Origin of the sequence: Phenylobacterium sp. (genome assembly GCF_036495085.1) — a bacterium.
In the GTDB taxonomy this organism is placed as follows: domain Bacteria; phylum Pseudomonadota; class Alphaproteobacteria; order Caulobacterales; family Caulobacteraceae; genus Phenylobacterium.
The window spans coordinates 1-15877 of record NZ_DASXNL010000087.1; the positions used below are offsets into that span (position 1 = coordinate 1).

A 15877-nucleotide genomic window follows, 5' to 3' on the forward strand; every position below is an offset into this window, starting at 1 on the left:
TCCCCCCGGAGGGGGGAGATTCAAGTGACCGCGCTCTGCCGCGATTGCCTGGCGATGGGCGATCAGGCCGTCCGCCGCTGCCCGCGCTGCGCCTCGCCGCGGATCGTAAGCCACGACGAACTAGGCCGGCTGTCGATCGCCCACATGGATTGCGACGCCTTCTATGCCTCGGTCGAAAAGCGCGACCGGCCGCAATTGCGCGATCAGGCGGTGATCGTGGGCGGCGGCAAGCGTGGCGTGGTCACCACCTGCTGCTACATCGCCCGCATCAAGGGCGTGCGCTCGGCGATGCCGATGTTCAAGGCGCTCAAGCTCTGCCCTGAAGCTGTGGTCATCAAGCCGGACTTCTCGAAGTACCGGACCGAAAGCAAACGCATCCTGGGCATGGCGGGTGAACTCACCCCCCTGATCCAGAACCTTTCGCTCGACGAAGCCTGGATGGATCTGTCCGGGACGGAGCGCCTGCACGGGGCGCCGCCCGCCGTCACCCTGGCCAGGCTGCAGGCGCGGATAGAAGCCGAGACGGGACTCACCGTGTCCATTGGGCTCTCAACCAACAAGTTCCTGGCCAAGATCGCCTCGGACCTCGACAAGCCGCGCGGATTCTCGGTGATCGGCGGCGCCGAAGCCCAGGCCTTCCTGGCGCCGCGCCCGGTAGGCCTCCTTCCCGGCGTTGGCCCGGCGATGGTGGCGAGCCTCGCGACGGCGGGCTTTCGCACGGTGGGCGACCTGGCCCGCGCCGACCTCAAGGACCTGGCGGGACGATTCGGATCGCACGGCCTCCGGCTCTCGCGTCTCGCCCATGGCGAGGACCACCGGGCCGTCGACCCCGCTGAGGTGCGCAAAGGGATCAGCGCCGAGACGACCTTCAACAATGATCTGAGCGACCTGGGTGATCTCGAAGACGTGCTGGCTGAACTCTGCGAGAAGGTCGCCCGCCACGCCCGGGCAGATGGATTGGCCGGCCGCGTCGTGACGCTGAAGCTGCGCGCCACCGACTTCCGGATCCTTACGCGGCGCCGCACCATTGCGGTTCCCACCCAGACGGCAAAGACCCTGTTTGCGGTGGGGCGCGAGTTGCTCTCGCGCGAAGCCACAGGCAAGTCTTATCGGCTTATCGGGATCGGCATGGCCGAGCTTCTTGATGCAGGCTGCGTCGAGGACGATTTCTTCGCAGGCGAGGAGCGCCGGGCGCTGGCTGGCGAAAAGACCGTTGACGCGATCCGCGCGAGGTTCGGCGCCGGAGCCCTGACTTCGGGCCGCATCCTGCGCGCCAAAGCCGCCGGAAAGGGCGACTGACCCGTTCTGACTGCCACAGGCGCCTTTAATTTCACGCCATAGGGGGTTTCCCGGGTTGGCGTGACGATTTCAACCCTTTCAAATGGGTTTGGTTTGCATATCTAATCGAGTGGCGGCGATACGGCAGCGCCGCCAGGAGATGGTTTCGATGGCCGAACGTAAAATGGGCGATGAGGACACCGGCGTTCGGTCGGCGGTCGTCACCCAGACTAAGCCCAAGACGCAAAAGCCCTCGATGTATCGAGTGCTGATCTTGAACGACGATTATACCCCAATGGAATTCGTCGTTTATGTGCTTGAGCAATTCTTCAATAAGTCGCGCGAAGACGCGACTCGTATAATGCTCCATGTCCATCAACACGGCGTGGGAGTCTGTGGGGTGTTCACCTACGAGGTGGCGGAAACAAAAGTGGCCCAGGTCGTTGATACGGCGCGGCGGCATCAGCACCCGCTGCAGTGCACCATGGAAAAGGATTAAGGGCCTTTGCCTTCATTTTCGCGCCCCCTCGAAGAGTCGCTTCATCGCGCAGTTGCCTATGCCAACCAGCGCAAGCACGAATACGCGACCCTAGAGCATCTTCTGCTTTCGCTCGTCGATGACGAGGACGCCGCGGGCGTCATGCGCGCCTGCGACGTGGACCTCGGCGCCCTTCGCACGACGCTCACCAACTATGTCGACACGGAACTGCGTTCCCTGGTGGTCGACGACGGCGAAGACGCCAAACCCACCGCCGGGTTCCAGCGCGTGATCCAGCGCGCGGTGATCCACGTGCAGTCCTCCGGCCGCGAGGAAGTCACCGGCGCCAATGTGCTGGTCGCGATCTTCTCGGAACGCGAGAGCCACGCCGCCTACTTCCTGCAGGAGCAGGACATGACCCGCTATGACGCGGTGAATTACATCGCCCACGGCATCGCCAAGAAAGCCGGCGCCACGGAGTCCAAGCCGGTCAAGGGCACAGGCGAAGACGACGACAAGCCGACCGTCAAGACCGGCGGCGAGGCGCTCGAAGCCTACTGCGTGAACCTCAACGAGAAGGCCAAGCAAGGTAAGGTCGATCCGCTGATCGGCCGGTCCGCCGAGGTGGAGCGCTGCATCCAGATCCTGTGCCGCAGGACCAAGAACAACCCGCTCCTGGTCGGTGACCCCGGCGTCGGCAAGACCGCCATCGCAGAGGGCCTGGCGCGCAAGATCGTCAACCACCAGGTCCCCGAGGTGCTGGCCGGCTCGACGATCTTCTCGCTCGACATGGGCTCGCTTCTGGCCGGCACGCGCTACCGCGGCGACTTCGAAGAACGGGTGAAGCAGGTCGTCAAGGAACTTGAGAACCACGCCGACGCGATCCTCTTCATCGATGAGATCCATACCGTCATTGGCGCTGGTGCGACGTCGGGCGGGGCGATGGACGCCTCGAACCTGCTGAAGCCGGCGCTCGCCTCAGGCACGCTCAGGTGCATGGGCTCGACAACCTACAAGGAATTCCGCCAGCACTTCGAAAAGGACCGGGCGCTGGTCAGGCGGTTCCAAAAGATCGACATCAACGAGCCGACCGTCGACGACACGATCAAGATCCTCAAGGGGCTGAAGAGCTACTACGAGGAGTTCCACAAGCTGCGCTACACCAACGACGCCATCAAGGCGGCGGTGGAGCTCTCGGCCAAGTACATCAATGACCGGAAGCTGCCGGACAAGGCCATCGACATCATCGATGAGGCCGGCGCCAGCCAGATGCTGCTGCCGGAGAGCAAGCGGAAGAAGACCATCGGGCTGAAGGAGGTCGAGGCCGTCGTCGCCAAGATCGCCAGAATCCCGCCGAAGTCCGTCTCGAAGTCCGACACGGAGGCGCTGAAGCAACTGGAGACCGACCTTAAGCGGGCGGTCTACGGCCAGGACGACGCACTTGATCAGCTGTCTGCGGCCATGAAGATGGCCCGCGCCGGCCTGCGCGACGCCAACAAGCCGATCGGCTGCTATCTGTTCTCCGGCCCCACCGGCACCGGAAAGACCGAGACGGCGCGCCAGCTCGCCTCGACGCTGGGCATCGAACTGCTGCGCTTCGACATGAGCGAGTACATGGAGCGCCACACCGTGAGCCGCCTGATCGGCGCGCCTCCGGGGTATGTCGGGTTCGACCAGGGAGGCTTGCTGACCGACGCCGTCGACCAGCATCCCCACGCTGTCGTGCTGCTCGACGAAATCGAGAAGGCCCACCCGGACGTCTACAACATCCTCTTGCAGGTCATGGACCATGGGGCCCTCACGGACTCCAACGGCAAGAAGATCGACTTCCGAAACGTGGTCCTGATCATGACCACCAACGCCGGCGCCTCGGACGCCCAGCGAAACTCCATCGGCTTCGGGCGTGGCAAGGCTGACGACGAGGCGGAAGAGGCGATCAAGCGGGTGTTCACGCCGGAGTTCCGCAACCGCCTCGACGCGGTGGTCGCGTTCAAGGCGCTGACGCCGGAAATCATCCGCCAGGTGGTGCAGAAGTTCGTGATCCAGCTGGAAGCCCAGCTCGCCGACCGTCACGTGACCATCGAGACCTCGGACGAAGCCGCCGACTGGCTGGCCAAGAACGGTTTCGACGAGCTCTACGGCGCCCGGCCGCTGGCGCGGGTCATCCAGGAGAACATCAAGAAGCCGCTGGCCGACGAGATCCTGTTCGGCAAGCTGGTCAAGGGCGGCCACGTCAAGGTGGTGCTCAAGGATGGCAAGCTGGCCTTTGAGATCGAAGGCGACGACCGGGAGCCCGGCGCGCCAGTTATCGAGACCCCGGCTGAAGAGGCCGAGGTGGCGCCCGTCGATTAGGGTCAGCGAAACGACTGACTTCGGAAAGCCCCGGGTTCGCGCCCGGGGCTTTTCTTTTGGGCGTTCCTGAGGATATCGCCGCGGTTCACTGGAAATGACGCAACCTCGTCACATCCCTCGGACGAGGTCGCCGCCCTGATCGACGAGGCGGCGACGGCGCTTTCTGGGGGACCTAGCTTATCTGCGCCGAGATCTGCTCGGCGAGGGCCTTCAACTCGGCCGGATCGGCCATGGCCCCGCCGGCATGCCGGCCAAGCGCAACGCCTTCCCACCGGGGGATGATGTGGAAGTGCAGGTGAAAGACGGTCTGGCCGGACACCGCCCCATTGAACTGGGTGATGACCAGACCGTCGGGTTTCAGGGCCGCGCGAACGGCGCGCGCGACCCGCTGCACCCCAAGGATCAGCTCCGAGAGCACCTGCGGTTCCTCCTCCAGGAGATTTCGCGCGTGCGAATGCTTGGGGATCACCAGGGTATGGCCCTTGGCCTGCGGGAAGACGTCCATGAAGGCGAAGACGTGTTCATCCTCGAAGACGCGTGAACAGGGCATTTCGCCCCGTAGGATCTTGGCGAAGATGTTGCCGTCGTCGTAGGTCCCGTCCAAGCTCATGGCGCGCTCCTGATCTCAAGGAACCTCGTAGCAAATCGGTCTGAAGGGTGGAACGATGGGCGTCAGCGGATCCGACAGCCACGGTCGCACGGGACTGACACCGCGGCAGCAGAAATGGTTCGCCTCGGTCAAGGCGAGCCTGGAGCGCGACACCGGACGATCGATGGATGAGTGGGTGGAGATCGCCAGATCATGCCCGGAAACCAAACCCAAGGCGCAGGTGGGCTGGCTGCACGAAAACTATGGGCTCGGCGTCAACCGCGCGGCCCAGATCCTGTCGGCCGCCTTTCGCTCTCGCGGGTCCTGGGACGATGACCCCGACAAGCTGCGCGCGAGACTGTGGACCGATCGGGACGCGGCTGCGATTTTCCAAGCCGTGGAAAAGCTGGCGCTCGCCCTCCCCGACACCATCGTCGGCCAGCGAAAGGCCTTCACCGCATTCTCGCATGAGTTCCAGTTTGCATCGATCAAGCCGGTCAAGGGCGGAAAGGCGATCTTGGGGTTGGCGCTCACGCCGGATGCCGACTCGAGGCTTCAGGAGCCGAAGAACGAGGGCTGGTCAGAGCGGTTGAAATCCAAGCTGTTGTTGGAAAGCCCGCACCAGGTGGACGCTTCGGTGGCCGCGCTCTTGAAGGCCGCACGGGATCGGTCCTAGCGGCAAGGCAGGCTTCTACGAGCCTTGCTGGCGGAACGGGGAATACTCCTCCGCAAGCCACTCCATCTCATGCTCGACGCCCTCGCGTTCCTGGGCGACGAACCGCTCGACGGGCCCGCGCAACGCCGGGTCGGCGATGTAGTGGGCGGAATAGACGGGCTTTGGCAGATAGCCTCGTGCGATCTTGTGTTGTCCCTGCGCGCCAGCCTCGACACGCGACAAGCGCCGTCCGATCGCCCATTCAATGGCCTGATAGTAGCAGAGCTCGAAGTGCAGGAACGGCACGTCCTCAACGCAGCCCCAATTGCGCCCATAGAGGCAATCGTCGCCGATCAGGTTGAGCGCGCCTGCGATCCAGCGACCTCCCCGCCGCGCCATGATCAGCAGCACCCGGCTGGCCATTCGCTCGCTCAGCAGCGAGAAGAACGGCCGCGACAGGTAGGGTCGCCCCCACTTGCGCGAGCCGGTGTCCATGTAGAAGCGGAAGAAGGCGTCCCAGTGGGCTTCGGTAAGCTCATCGCCGGTCACGCAGGCGATTTCCAGGCCCTCGACGGCGTCACGGCGTTCGCGCCGGATGGTCTTGCGCCGGCCCGAGGACAGTGCGGCAAGGAAGTCCTCAAAGGTCGCGTAACCGCGGTTCTCCCAGTGGTACTGCTGGCCCTCGCGCAGGGCGAGGCCCTGGGCGCCCATCCAGCGCCACTCATCCTCGCTCGGAAAATTCACATGGAAGGACGAGGAGCCATATCGCTCGCAGAGCGTCAGCGCGCCACCCAGCAGAAAGCGCCGGGCCTCGCCGGCGTCCACGTCCGGCCGGGCCAATAACCGCGCACCGGTGGCCGGCGTGAACGGCGCCGCTGACAACAGCTTGGGATAATAATGGCCCCCTGCCCGCTCGTAGGCGTCGGCCCAGGCATGATCGAAGATGTATTCGCCCTGGCTGTGGGACTTTCGGTAGAGCGGCATGACCGCGGCCACCTGGCCCTGCTCGTCCTCGACCGCCAGGTGCTGTGGTCCCCAGCCGGTCCGTTCCACGGCGCTGTTCGACTGCTCGAGGGCGTCCAGGAAGTCATAGCGGATGAAGGGATTGCCGGCGTAGGCCGGATTGCTGGCGCAGGCGTCCCAGGCTTCGCGGCCAATCTCGGAGATCCGGCGGCTGACCCTGACCGCCGGCTTCAGGATCAAGGCTGCGCGTTCCTTCAAGGAATGAAGCCCTCGAAGATCAGGTTGTCGCAGCAGTCGCGGATAGCCGCCCATTGCTGGGGCTCGCGCACGGTCCAGGCGACGATGGGCAGGCCCTGGGCGCGAAGCTCCGCCCCTCGCTCACTCGGCAGCATATCGAGACCGAGCGCCAGGAAGTTCGGCTTGGCGATCGCCACGTGCTCAAGTCTGGCGAAGCTCTCCCGCTGCGCCTCCGACATCTGCGGCGCACTCTTGTAGGAGTAGCTGTCGAGGCCGCGCAGCACGCCAGGGAACCGCTCTGCGAACCAGGCGTGGGAGTAGGGGTTGAAGCCGATCACGCAAACTGGACCGACGTGGTCGATCAGCACCTCGTGCGTACGCAGTTCCAGCGGACCAACATGTCCGTAGGGCGTCTTCAGCTCCACATGGACCATCGCCCGGCGGCCGACCAGCGCCAAGGTTTCCGCAAGCGTCGGGATCCTTTCATCAGATCCCTTGAGCCGAAGCTCGGCCAGTTCTGCGGTCGTGCGATCGGAGAGGCGTCCGGCCACGCCGGTCATCCGCTCAAGGTCCTCGTCATGGAAGACCATCGCCTCGCCGTCGGCCGAGAGTTGAACATCGAGCTCGATGCCGTAGCCCGCCGCACAGGCGGCCTGGAAGGCGCCCAGCGAGTTCTCCGGCGGACCGTCGGGGGTCCACAGCCCCCGGTGCGCAATCGCCGGGTGGAAGAGCCGTTCCCACGCCTCCCCGAACCTGGCCCCGGCTTTCACGATATCGCCACCACCGCGTCGACCTCCACCGCGAAGTTGAGCGGCAGGCGATAGACCCCGACCGCGGAACGGGCATGGCGGCCGACATCGCCGAACGCCTCGACCATGAGGTCCGAAGCGCCGTTCACCACCTGCGGGATCTCGAAGAAGCCGGCGCCGGCCTGCACGAACCCACTCAGTTTCACAACGCGAACCACTCGGTCGAGGTCACCTTCGCAGGCGGCTTTCATTTGAGCGATCAGGTTGATTCCGCAGAGCCTCGCGGCCTTCCGCGCAGTCTCGGGATCCACGTCGTCGCCGACCACGCCGCGGATCCCGCCCGAGGCGTCCATGGAGACCTGGCCGGAAATATGAACCAGCCCGCCCTGCCTGACGAACGGGACGTAGTTGGCGACGGGCGGGTTGGGCTTCGGCAGGACGATGCCAGCGGCGGTGAGGCGATCTTCGATCTTGGACATGCAGGAACGTCTAACCTCCCGCTCCGGCGGAATCTACTCAGGCGAGCCCTATGCTGGCGAACACCGCGATGGCCTCAACGACAAAAGGCCCGGAGCATCGCTGCTCCGGGCCTTCGAATGCCCATCGGCTCCGCGAGGCGGGGCCGTACGCGGGTAATTGCTTAGCGGGCGGCCTGCATCCGCTCGACCATTGCGGTCATGCGCTCGTTCAGGGGCTTCACGCTGTCCTTCACCGAGGCGGAGACGGTCTCGGACATGCGGCCGACCTCGGCCATGTAGCCTTCGAGCGCGCTCTTTGCGAAAGCCGTCTGGAGTTCGACGACTTCCTGGACGCTCTTGGCGCTGGCCAGCGACTTCGCCGCAGCGACCTGGTTCTCAAAGGAGGTCTTCGAGAAGGCCATGGCCTGGGCGCCCAGCGCCTCGGCGCCTTTGGTGGCGGCGGTCACCGAGGCGACAACGGCTTCAAGGTTCTTCTTCGAGACGCCATTGGCTTCGTTCAGGGCGGCGAGGGTCTTCTCGACACCGTCCTTGAAGGCGACATTCGAGGCGGCGGTGAATTGATCGACGGTGGACTTCACGGCTTCAGCGGCGGGGGCCATGGCATTGAACTCCTGGATGAGGCGGCGAGCAGCGCCGCGGCAGGGGATGGTTAGGAGGGCAGGTTAGGTAAACGCAGGGCCTTCTCCCATGTTGCAGTGCAGCAGTCAATTGATTTTTGTGCAGTGCAGCATGACGGTAATTTGAAGCCCTCGGCCACCGCGACAATTCGCTCTTCAACTCCTGTTTACTCTCAAGCAAGGGTCAGGCTGTCATGGTAGGTAGATTCACGGGACAGCGGGCAGCTGTCTCAAGCCACTGATTCGACGGACGAAGCATGATCAAGCACGCCCGCCGCCTGTTCCTAGCGTTAGGTCTGGCCGCCACCACTGCGTTCGGCTCCGTCGCCACTCCGGCGAGCGCGCAGCTTCCCTCATTCCAGAACCTCCTGGCCTCGCAGACGAAGTACGCTGCGGTCGTGGTCGACGCGAAGTCGGGCGAGATGCTTTACGCCAAGCACGAGGACAGCCCGCGCTACCCGGCGTCGATCACAAAGGTCATGACGCTCTATCTGACCTTCGAAGCGCTGGCCGCGGGAAAGCTGCACCCGGACGACCAGGTGCTGTTCTCGCCGCATGCCGCGGCCCAGGCCCCGTCGAAGCTGGGTGTGCGATCGGGGGACTCGATTACGGTGACCGAGGCGATTGAGGCCATGACCACCTTGTCGGCAAACGATGCCGCGGTCGCCATGGCTGAAAAGCTTGGCGGAACCGAGAGCCGGTTTGCCGCCCTGATGACCCTGCGCGCCCAGGAACTGGGCATGCAGAACACCCACTTCGCCAACGCCAACGGCCTGCCCGACAGCCGCAACATCTCGACGGCGCGGGACATCGCGATCATGTCGCGCGCAGTGATGCGCGACTACCCGCAGTACTATCATTACTTCAGCCTCGAAGGGTTCGGGTTCCGCGGCCGCCAGATCACCAGCCACAATCACCTGCTGGGTCCGGGCGTGGACGGTCTGAAGACCGGATTCACCAACGCCTCGGGCTTCAACATCGCGATCTCCGGCGTACGTGACAATCGCCGCCTGATCGTCGTGGTGCTGGGCGGTCCGACCCGCGTGGCCCGCGACCAGAACGCCGAGGATCTTTTGCTTACCGGCTTCAGCGTCATGCAGCGCCGCGCCATGGGCGAGAAGATCACAGTCGCGCAAAATCTTTTCGAGCCGGAGCTCAGCGGGCCGGTGATCCGACCTCCGGTGGAGCAAGGCGACGGCGACCAGGATGGCTTGCGGATTCAGCTCGCCTCGGCGCCGCCCGGGCGAGCCGGCAAGATCGAGGTCGCACCGCCGGCGCCGGCCCGCGGCAAGGCGCCCAAGGCCACGAAAGCCAAATGGGCCGTCCAGGTGGGCGAGTTCCATTCACCGACGGACGCCCGCCATCAGATCGCCCTCGTCGAGAAGCGCTTTGGCGAACACTTCGACGGCGCAACCGGCGCAGCCGACAAGCAGGGCCGCCGCTATAAGGCGGTGTTCACCGGCTTCAGCGAAAGCGACGCCAGGGACGCCTGCCGGGCGCTCAAGGCCAAGCGGCTGGCCTGCATCGTGATACAGCCGGCCTGACCTGCAAGCCGGCCGCCACCTATTCCTTGAGTAGACGATCGCGTGCGGCGTTGAGTTGCGCGGCCAGACCGCTCGTGCCGCCCTTGTCGGGATGGGCGAGACGCATCAGCCGCGTATAGGCTTCCTGGATCTCCTCCGATGTGGCGTCCGCTCCGACGCCGAGTACGGAACGCGCATCCTCAAGGCTCATGCGGCCGCCGGCCCTAGGCCGGACCGTGGGTCGGTTCAGTCGGGAGGTCGTCACCAGCCATAGACCCAGCACGACCAGGACGATGGAGATCTCCCAGCCGCCGCGCAGTCCGACGTAGGCGGCCGCGGCGAAGGCGGCCACAGCGAAGGCCGCGCTCATCAGGCGCCATTCCCGGCGTTTGAATATCCGTTGCCCGCGACCAAGGCCCACCAGGAACCACAGCAGCGCGGCCCCGAGGGCGAGATAGAGCACGGCTCGTCTACTCTGCGGCGATCTGCTCGCCGTCCGAGAAGCCCGACAGGCCAAGCGCCGTCATCAAGGCGCGCAGTTCCTGGCGCGCGGCCACATGCTGCAGCGACATCGCAACTGGCCGGATAACCGGTGACAGGTCCGCCACCGTCAGGCCGAACGGGAACAGCTCACGATAGATGACCCGGTCGCGCAGCCCCGGCCCGATACGGAACCCGACCTTGCGTGACAGCGTCTCTACCCGCTCCTCGAGACGCTTGCGGTTGCGGGCCTCGGTGGGCGCCAGCCTGTTGCGCAGCACGACCCAGTCGATCGTCTTGCGGTCCTTGAGCGCGCGCGCCTTGCGGCTGTTCCAGACAGTCTCCGAATAGAGGCTGTGGCGCTTGAGCTCGAGGGTCACCGGGTCAACCACCCCCAGCATGTCGAAATCGACGAAGCTATCGTTCATCGGCGTAACGATGAGGTCGGCCAAGCCGTGGGCTGCGCGGCTGATTGCCGTGTCGCTGCCTGGCGTGTCGATCAGCACGAACTCCGCCGCCTCACTCGCCTCGGCGAAGGCGTCGTGAAAGCGCGCGAGGGCTTCCTCGTCGGTGGCCGTGGAAAGCGCCGCGGCCTCGGCGCTCAAGCGGTTTTCAACGGGCATGGGGGCGGCTAGGCCGTTGGCCTCGAGCCAGGCGCGGCGATGGGCGAAAAAATGCGCCGTAGTCTGCTGGCGCACGTCAAGGTCGAGCACGGCGACCTTCGCCTCGGCGTGGAGGAGAGCCGTGGCTGCGTGGATGGCAATGGTGGACTTGCCGGCTCCGCCTTTTTCGTTACCGACGACGATGACACTGGCCTGCGGCATACCGGAGACTCCCAAGAGAGCAGCGTATTCGCGACTCAGATGACGTTAAGGTAGCGTTAAGGGAGCGCTTTGACCCCTCCAGCGTCAACGCGCGGATCGTCACCGCCTGTGGACGGAAGCGCTACCAGGCGCCCACTTCGCGCAATTGGCGTGCGAGTTCGGTCGGGATATCGCCGAAGGCTTCGTCCGGAAGGTCCGACGGCGCGTCCTTGGGATCGAGGTAACGCCACCCCTGGAATGCCCGTCGCGGCGTCGGCGCAACGCGCACCGGTTCAGGATCCAGGGTGACCTCGCAGCGCGCACTGCCCCCCTCGCCCACGGTCGCCACAGCCAGGATCGCCTGGCGGCAGAGGATTACGCCCTTGAAGACCCGGTAGAGCGAACCGCCGTCGATGAGCTCGGCTGTGCGCTTGGGTGTCTGGCGGGTGCGCATGATCCAGGGGCCATCGGGCTCGCGCGTGCGCTGCCATTCGAGCAGTTCCTCGACGCTCGCCGCGCCGACGCAAAGCTTGATCATGTGGAGCGCCATGCCCTGGATTACGGCCCGCCCGGCCGTTTGGCCAGTGCGGCGAAGGATCAATCCGCGCCCGGCGCCCAGACGGGCCTGCGGCGCTCCAGGAACGCGCGGACGCCCTCCTGTCCCTCCCCGCCGACACGCGCCTGGGCGATGCGCTTGGCGGTCTCCTCCAGCAGGCCGTGGTCGATCTTCTGGGCGAAGACGTCGGAGACCAGGCGTTTTGCATCGGCCACCGCGCCGGGCGCGCAATCCAGGATGTCGGCGGCGATCCGCGTCTGGGCGGCCGCAAGCCCAGTCGCGTCGGCGACCACCTCGTTGATCAGCCCGATGCGCAGGGCCTCGTCCGCGTCGAACACCTGGCCGGTGGCGAACAGGCCGCGGGCCGCCCGAGGGCCGATTGCGGCCACCACATAGGGGCTGATCGTCGCCGGGATCAGGCCAAGCTTGACCTCCGAGAAGCTGAACCGCGCCTCCGCCGTGGCGACGGCCATGTCGCAGGCGGCTGCGACCCCGGCCCCGCCGCCGAACGCACCCCCCTCGACCAGGGCCACCGTCAGGGCAGGCAGATCCCAGAGCTGCTTGAGCATGTGGGCCATGGCGTAGGCGTCTTCGCGGTTGTCGCTCTCGGTCCGCTCGACGGCGGAGCGCATCCAGTCGAGGTCAGCCCCGGCGCTGAAGGTCCCACCCTCGCCGCGCAGGAAGATCACTCTTACGCCCTCGGCCCCGCGTAGCGTCTCGAAGGCCTCCGAGAGGGCGGAGATCAGGTCGGCGTTGAACGCATTTTTCCGCTGTGGACGGTTCATCACCACCGTCACGGCGCCGTCCTGCGTTGCTTCGATACGCACGAACTCGGTGGTGGGACTGGTGTCCGGGACCTCGACCAAGGGATCGGCGATGGGATTCGACATGGAGGAGCTCCTCTTTCGCCCTAGCCAAACGCCTTACTCAACCCGACAGGGCCACACAGCGAACCCATAGCTCCGACTCTTCGGCCAAGCTAGGCTCCGGGGCGTGCACATCTTGCCTGACATCCCCGAGGACTCCGCGCTGGCGCGACTGTTCGGGCAGGACCGCGTGCAGGCTGAATCGGTGTGGTTCTCACTGCCGGGCGGCGAGACGCTGTTTTCCGCCGGCGACCGGTCCGACCAGCTCTTCTACGTCCGCGCAGGCCGACTGGGCGCGTTCCGTCGCGAGCCGAACGCCGAACTCCAGTTCCTGGGCGTGATCCGCCCTGGTGAGCCGGCGGGCGAGATGTCGCTGATCGCAGACGCGCCGCATTCGGCCGACGTGGTCGCCCTGCGAGACACTGAGATCATAGCTGTACCGCGCGATGTCTTCCTGGAGGCCTGCGAAGCCGACACCGCGGTGATGATTGAACTCGCCAAGTTGATGATGTTGCGCAGCCGCCAGGCGGTGACGCACCGCAGTATGGGCGAACCCTCGGTGTTCGGCTTTGTCGCGCTCGGCCAACCGGGACAACTTCGCCCGCTGGCGGATCGACTGGCGCGTGAGATTCGCAAGGCCGGCTACTCGGCCACCACGATCGGCGCCGAAGCCCACAGCGCCCCCACCGAGTGGTTCTCGGACGTGGAGCGCAACCACGACTTCGTACTCTACGTCGCCGAAGCGGCCGACGGCGGCTGGCGCCAAGCTGTGGCGCGACAGGTCGACCGATTGTTCCACGTCGGCCGGGGTGACCGCACGCCACCCAAGGCCGGCGCGGCGGGCGCCCTTTCCTCCCCGCTACAGGCCCAGCGGCTTGTCGACCTGATTTTGCTGCACCCGGCGGAAACCAGCCGGCCCTCTGGGTCGGAGGCGTGGCTCGACGCCGCCCAGCCTGCGCGCCTCTTCCATCTGCGGCGCGACCACGACATGGACATCGAACGGATCGCCCGCGTCCTGACCGGCCAGTCGGTCGGGCTGGTGCTGTCCGGTGGCGGCGCTAGGGCCTATGCCCACATCGGTGCGGTGCGGGCTTTGCGCGAGCGCGGGGTGCCGATCGACTTCGTGGGCGGCGTTTCCATGGGCGCGATCATCGCCGCCGGCGTCGCCATGGGCTGGGGTGACGCCGAGATGGAGCGCCGCATCTGCGAGGCCTTCGTCAACACCAGTCCACTCGACGACATAGCGATACCGTTGCTGGCGATGACCCACGGCATGAAGGTAAACGATCGGCTGGAGCACCACTTTGGCGAGACCCAGATCGCCGACCTGTGGCTGCCCTTCTTCTGCCTGTCGTCAAATCTGACTACCGGCGCCTACCAGATGCATCGACGCGGACTGCTGAGGAAGGCTCTTCGGGCCTCAATATCGCTGCCAGGCATTCTGCCGCCGGCGACGGACCACAACAATGTGCTCGTGGACGGGGCGGTGATGAAGAATTTTCCCGCCGACGTGATGCGCGCAAGCCAGCTTGGCCCGATCGTCGGCATCGATGTCACCACCGGCCGCAGCATTACCGCCGACGACGTGGCCCGGCCGGCGTCGGTATGGCGGTGGCTATGGTCAGGGCGGTGGCGCAGGGGACCGCCGATCGTCTCACTCCTGATGCGCGCAGCCACCGTTTCCACCGCCCGCGACGTCACTGCCGCGCGCGAAGCTACCGACGTCCTGGTGATGCCGGACGTGTCGAAGGTGGAAATCCGCGACTTCAGCGCCTATGAGCCTGCCGTCGCTGAAGGCTACCGCGCGATGATCGCAGCGTTGGACAAGCTCGACCGCCCCGTCCAGGACCTGCGCCGCAGGCCCAGCCTCGCGGAGTTGCAGACCCAAAAGTCACAGCTCGCTGCGGCCGGTTGATAAACCGATGGCAGCCATTTGCGTGGCGCTGCGAACGGACCCATATTGAGGACCTTGCTCAGCAACCGAAAGGAGGTGATCCAGTGTCTCATTTGTCAATCGCCCGAGTGCTGGAAATCTCCGTGAAGAATCAAGGTCTCGGCTGACCCCAGCGCTCTCGCGGACAAATGCTGGGTGCCAGCTGGGTGTCGAGGGTGACACCGGGCCAGCAGCCCAACAAAGCGGAAGCCCCGACCGAAAGGTCGGGGCTTCTTGCATTGGGGCCAGGTGAGATGTCGGATCGGATGGGGCAGCAGATAAAATCAGTGGCTTTTGGCCCGCCATTCGCCGCGGGCCAGTTAGGCGCTTGAACTCGCGCTGGGGCTCACTCTCGGTGATTTCAGCTCTCGGAGCGCCTTTTCCGAGCTCGTACCGCGGACCCACAAGGGCGGCTGAACTACGCTCTTGGACCCTAGCAGATCTCCCCGAGGTCGTTCTTCGCCCGGGCTTCGCGCGCCAGCCTGGTGAGATAGGTGAAGGCCGCCAGGCTCAGGGCCCCGCAGACCGCCGTCTGGCCGAGGCGGACCCAGAACCATAGGTCCGGCCCGCTGGCCGAGATCAGGGTGCGCCCGGCGTCGCGGGGCCAGATGAAATAGAAGAAGACGAAGAGGCCGATGGTGTGGGTCGCAATGCCTGGCCGGATGGACCTGGTGACGAAGGTGATAGCCCCCTGCATGCCGTCGAAAAGGAAATAGAAAAGCATGTTGGGCCAGACAAAGCCTTGGCTGAGAGCGTGCTGCGGAGCCATCACCAGCGCCGCCAGCAGAACCGCTGAGCGTCCAAGGCCAGCCCGTTCCAGCGCACTCAGGAAGTAGCCGCGATAGGCGGCCTCTTCGGAAACGGCGCCGGAAATAGAGGCCATGGCGAGGGCGACGACCCCGGTGACGGCGGGATACTCCGAGAGTGCGGGAAGCGGGTTGGTTTGCACGGGCATGAGCCGATGGAGGACGATCCATAGGCCAGCGAGCGAGCCCATCCAGAGCAAGCCAGCAGCGAGGGCCCAGAAGAGCACTGGCCTCGGCAGCCGCCGGGAGCGCAACAATCTGCGCCGCGCCGCCTGGGATCTCGGCAGGCCCCACCGGCCGCCGAGAAAGGTCCACACCATCCACAGTACGAGCGCCATCGGCGCGACCGCCCACGGAAACGCGCCGCCGGTTCTCAAATTGAGGGTGAGCAGTACTCCCCAGACGAGTGAGATCGCAGCCGTCAGTATGACCGCGAAGCAACCGGTCCACACAACTCGAAGGACCGCGTCCGCACGCTCCGACATGGATCTTGGCTCCTCTCCAAGCCTGGCT

General features: G+C 65.5%; 16 protein-coding genes. 6 read left to right on the top strand and 10 right to left on the bottom strand.

Annotated elements, in window-relative coordinates; genetic code table 11:
• Positions 1–24 precede the first annotated feature (24 nt).
• The 3 genes from VGI62_RS10055 to clpA all read left to right on the top strand — a co-directional run bounded on the left by VGI62_RS10055 (position 25) and on the right by clpA (position 4108).
• Positions 25–1299 carry a DNA polymerase IV gene (locus tag VGI62_RS10055; RefSeq protein ID WP_331504347.1) on the top strand — a complete coding sequence of 425 codons (1275 nt, stop codon included), beginning with the start codon at positions 25–27 and terminating at the stop codon, positions 1297–1299.
• Positions 1300–1447: 148 nt separating this feature from the next.
• Positions 1448–1777 carry an ATP-dependent Clp protease adapter ClpS gene (gene clpS / locus VGI62_RS10060; protein ID WP_331504348.1) on the top strand — a complete coding sequence of 110 codons (330 nt, stop codon included), beginning with the start codon at positions 1448–1450 and terminating at the stop codon, positions 1775–1777.
• 6 nt (positions 1778–1783) lie between these two features.
• Positions 1784–4108 (top strand): ATP-dependent Clp protease ATP-binding subunit ClpA, encoded by a 2325-nt coding sequence (gene clpA / locus VGI62_RS10065; RefSeq protein ID WP_331504349.1) that lies wholly within the window; start codon positions 1784–1786, stop codon positions 4106–4108.
• Between the two features lie 172 nt (positions 4109–4280).
• Here clpA and VGI62_RS10070 read toward each other — a convergent pair whose 3' ends face one another.
• The gene (locus VGI62_RS10070) at positions 4281–4718 is read right to left on the bottom strand and encodes an HIT family protein (RefSeq protein WP_331504350.1); all 438 of its coding nucleotides are present in this window, start codon (positions 4716–4718) and stop codon (positions 4281–4283) included.
• Between the two features lie 55 nt (positions 4719–4773).
• Here VGI62_RS10070 and VGI62_RS10075 point away from each other — a divergent pair, with 55 nt between their 5' ends.
• Entirely contained in the window at positions 4774–5373 is a 600-nt protein-coding gene (locus VGI62_RS10075) for a DUF4287 domain-containing protein (protein WP_331504351.1), read from the top strand.
• Positions 5374–5388: 15 nt separating this feature from the next.
• Here VGI62_RS10075 and VGI62_RS10080 read toward each other — a convergent pair whose 3' ends face one another.
• The 4 genes from VGI62_RS10080 to VGI62_RS10095 form a co-directional block, all read right to left on the bottom strand.
• Entirely contained in the window at positions 5389–6555 is a 1167-nt protein-coding gene (locus tag VGI62_RS10080; protein ID WP_331504352.1) for a GNAT family N-acetyltransferase, read from the bottom strand.
• Positions 6556–6569: 14 nt separating this feature from the next.
• Complete coding sequence (locus VGI62_RS10085; RefSeq protein ID WP_331504353.1) at positions 6570–7322, bottom strand: glycerophosphodiester phosphodiesterase family protein; 753 nt, start codon at positions 7320–7322, stop codon at positions 6570–6572.
• Positions 7319–7780 carry a RidA family protein gene (locus tag VGI62_RS10090; RefSeq protein WP_331504354.1) on the bottom strand — a complete coding sequence of 154 codons (462 nt, stop codon included), beginning with the start codon at positions 7778–7780 and terminating at the stop codon, positions 7319–7321. The genes VGI62_RS10085 and VGI62_RS10090 overlap by 4 nt, the downstream gene beginning before the upstream one ends.
• Positions 7781–7941: 161 nt before the next feature.
• Positions 7942–8379, bottom strand: coding sequence for a TIGR01841 family phasin (locus tag VGI62_RS10095; RefSeq protein ID WP_331504355.1), 438 nt, complete (start codon positions 8377–8379; stop codon positions 7942–7944).
• Positions 8380–8654: 275 nt separating this feature from the next.
• On the opposite strand from VGI62_RS10095, the gene VGI62_RS10100 reads away from it, so the two are divergent.
• The gene (locus VGI62_RS10100) at positions 8655–9941 is read left to right on the top strand and encodes a D-alanyl-D-alanine carboxypeptidase (protein ID WP_331504356.1); all 1287 of its coding nucleotides are present in this window, start codon (positions 8655–8657) and stop codon (positions 9939–9941) included.
• Positions 9942–9960: 19 nt separating this feature from the next.
• Here VGI62_RS10100 and VGI62_RS10105 read toward each other — a convergent pair whose 3' ends face one another.
• From VGI62_RS10105 to VGI62_RS10120, 4 genes are all read right to left on the bottom strand, one after another.
• Complete coding sequence (locus VGI62_RS10105) at positions 9961–10383, bottom strand: J domain-containing protein (RefSeq protein ID WP_331504357.1); 423 nt, start codon at positions 10381–10383, stop codon at positions 9961–9963.
• A 7-nt stretch (positions 10384–10390) separates the two neighbouring features.
• Entirely contained in the window at positions 10391–11224 is an 834-nt protein-coding gene (locus tag VGI62_RS10110; protein WP_331504358.1) for a division plane positioning ATPase MipZ, read from the bottom strand.
• A gap of 121 nt (positions 11225–11345) precedes the next feature.
• A complete protein-coding gene (locus VGI62_RS10115) occupies positions 11346–11753 on the bottom strand; it encodes a DUF1489 domain-containing protein (RefSeq protein ID WP_331504359.1) in 408 nt (135 codons plus the stop codon).
• Positions 11754–11800: 47 nt separating this feature from the next.
• Positions 11801–12649, bottom strand: a complete 849-nt coding sequence (locus VGI62_RS10120; RefSeq protein ID WP_331504360.1) for an enoyl-CoA hydratase-related protein — start codon at positions 12647–12649, stop codon at positions 11801–11803.
• A gap of 103 nt (positions 12650–12752) precedes the next feature.
• Between VGI62_RS10120 and VGI62_RS10125 the strand changes: the two genes are divergently transcribed.
• A complete protein-coding gene (locus VGI62_RS10125) occupies positions 12753–14540 on the top strand; it encodes a patatin-like phospholipase family protein (RefSeq protein ID WP_414695669.1) in 1788 nt (595 codons plus the stop codon).
• A 451-nt stretch (positions 14541–14991) separates the two neighbouring features.
• Here the strand turns inward: VGI62_RS10125 and VGI62_RS10130 are convergent, their stop codons facing one another.
• Positions 14992–15849 (bottom strand): CPBP family intramembrane glutamic endopeptidase, encoded by an 858-nt coding sequence (locus VGI62_RS10130; protein WP_331504361.1) that lies wholly within the window; start codon positions 15847–15849, stop codon positions 14992–14994.
• Between the last annotated feature and the right edge of the window lie 28 nt (positions 15850–15877).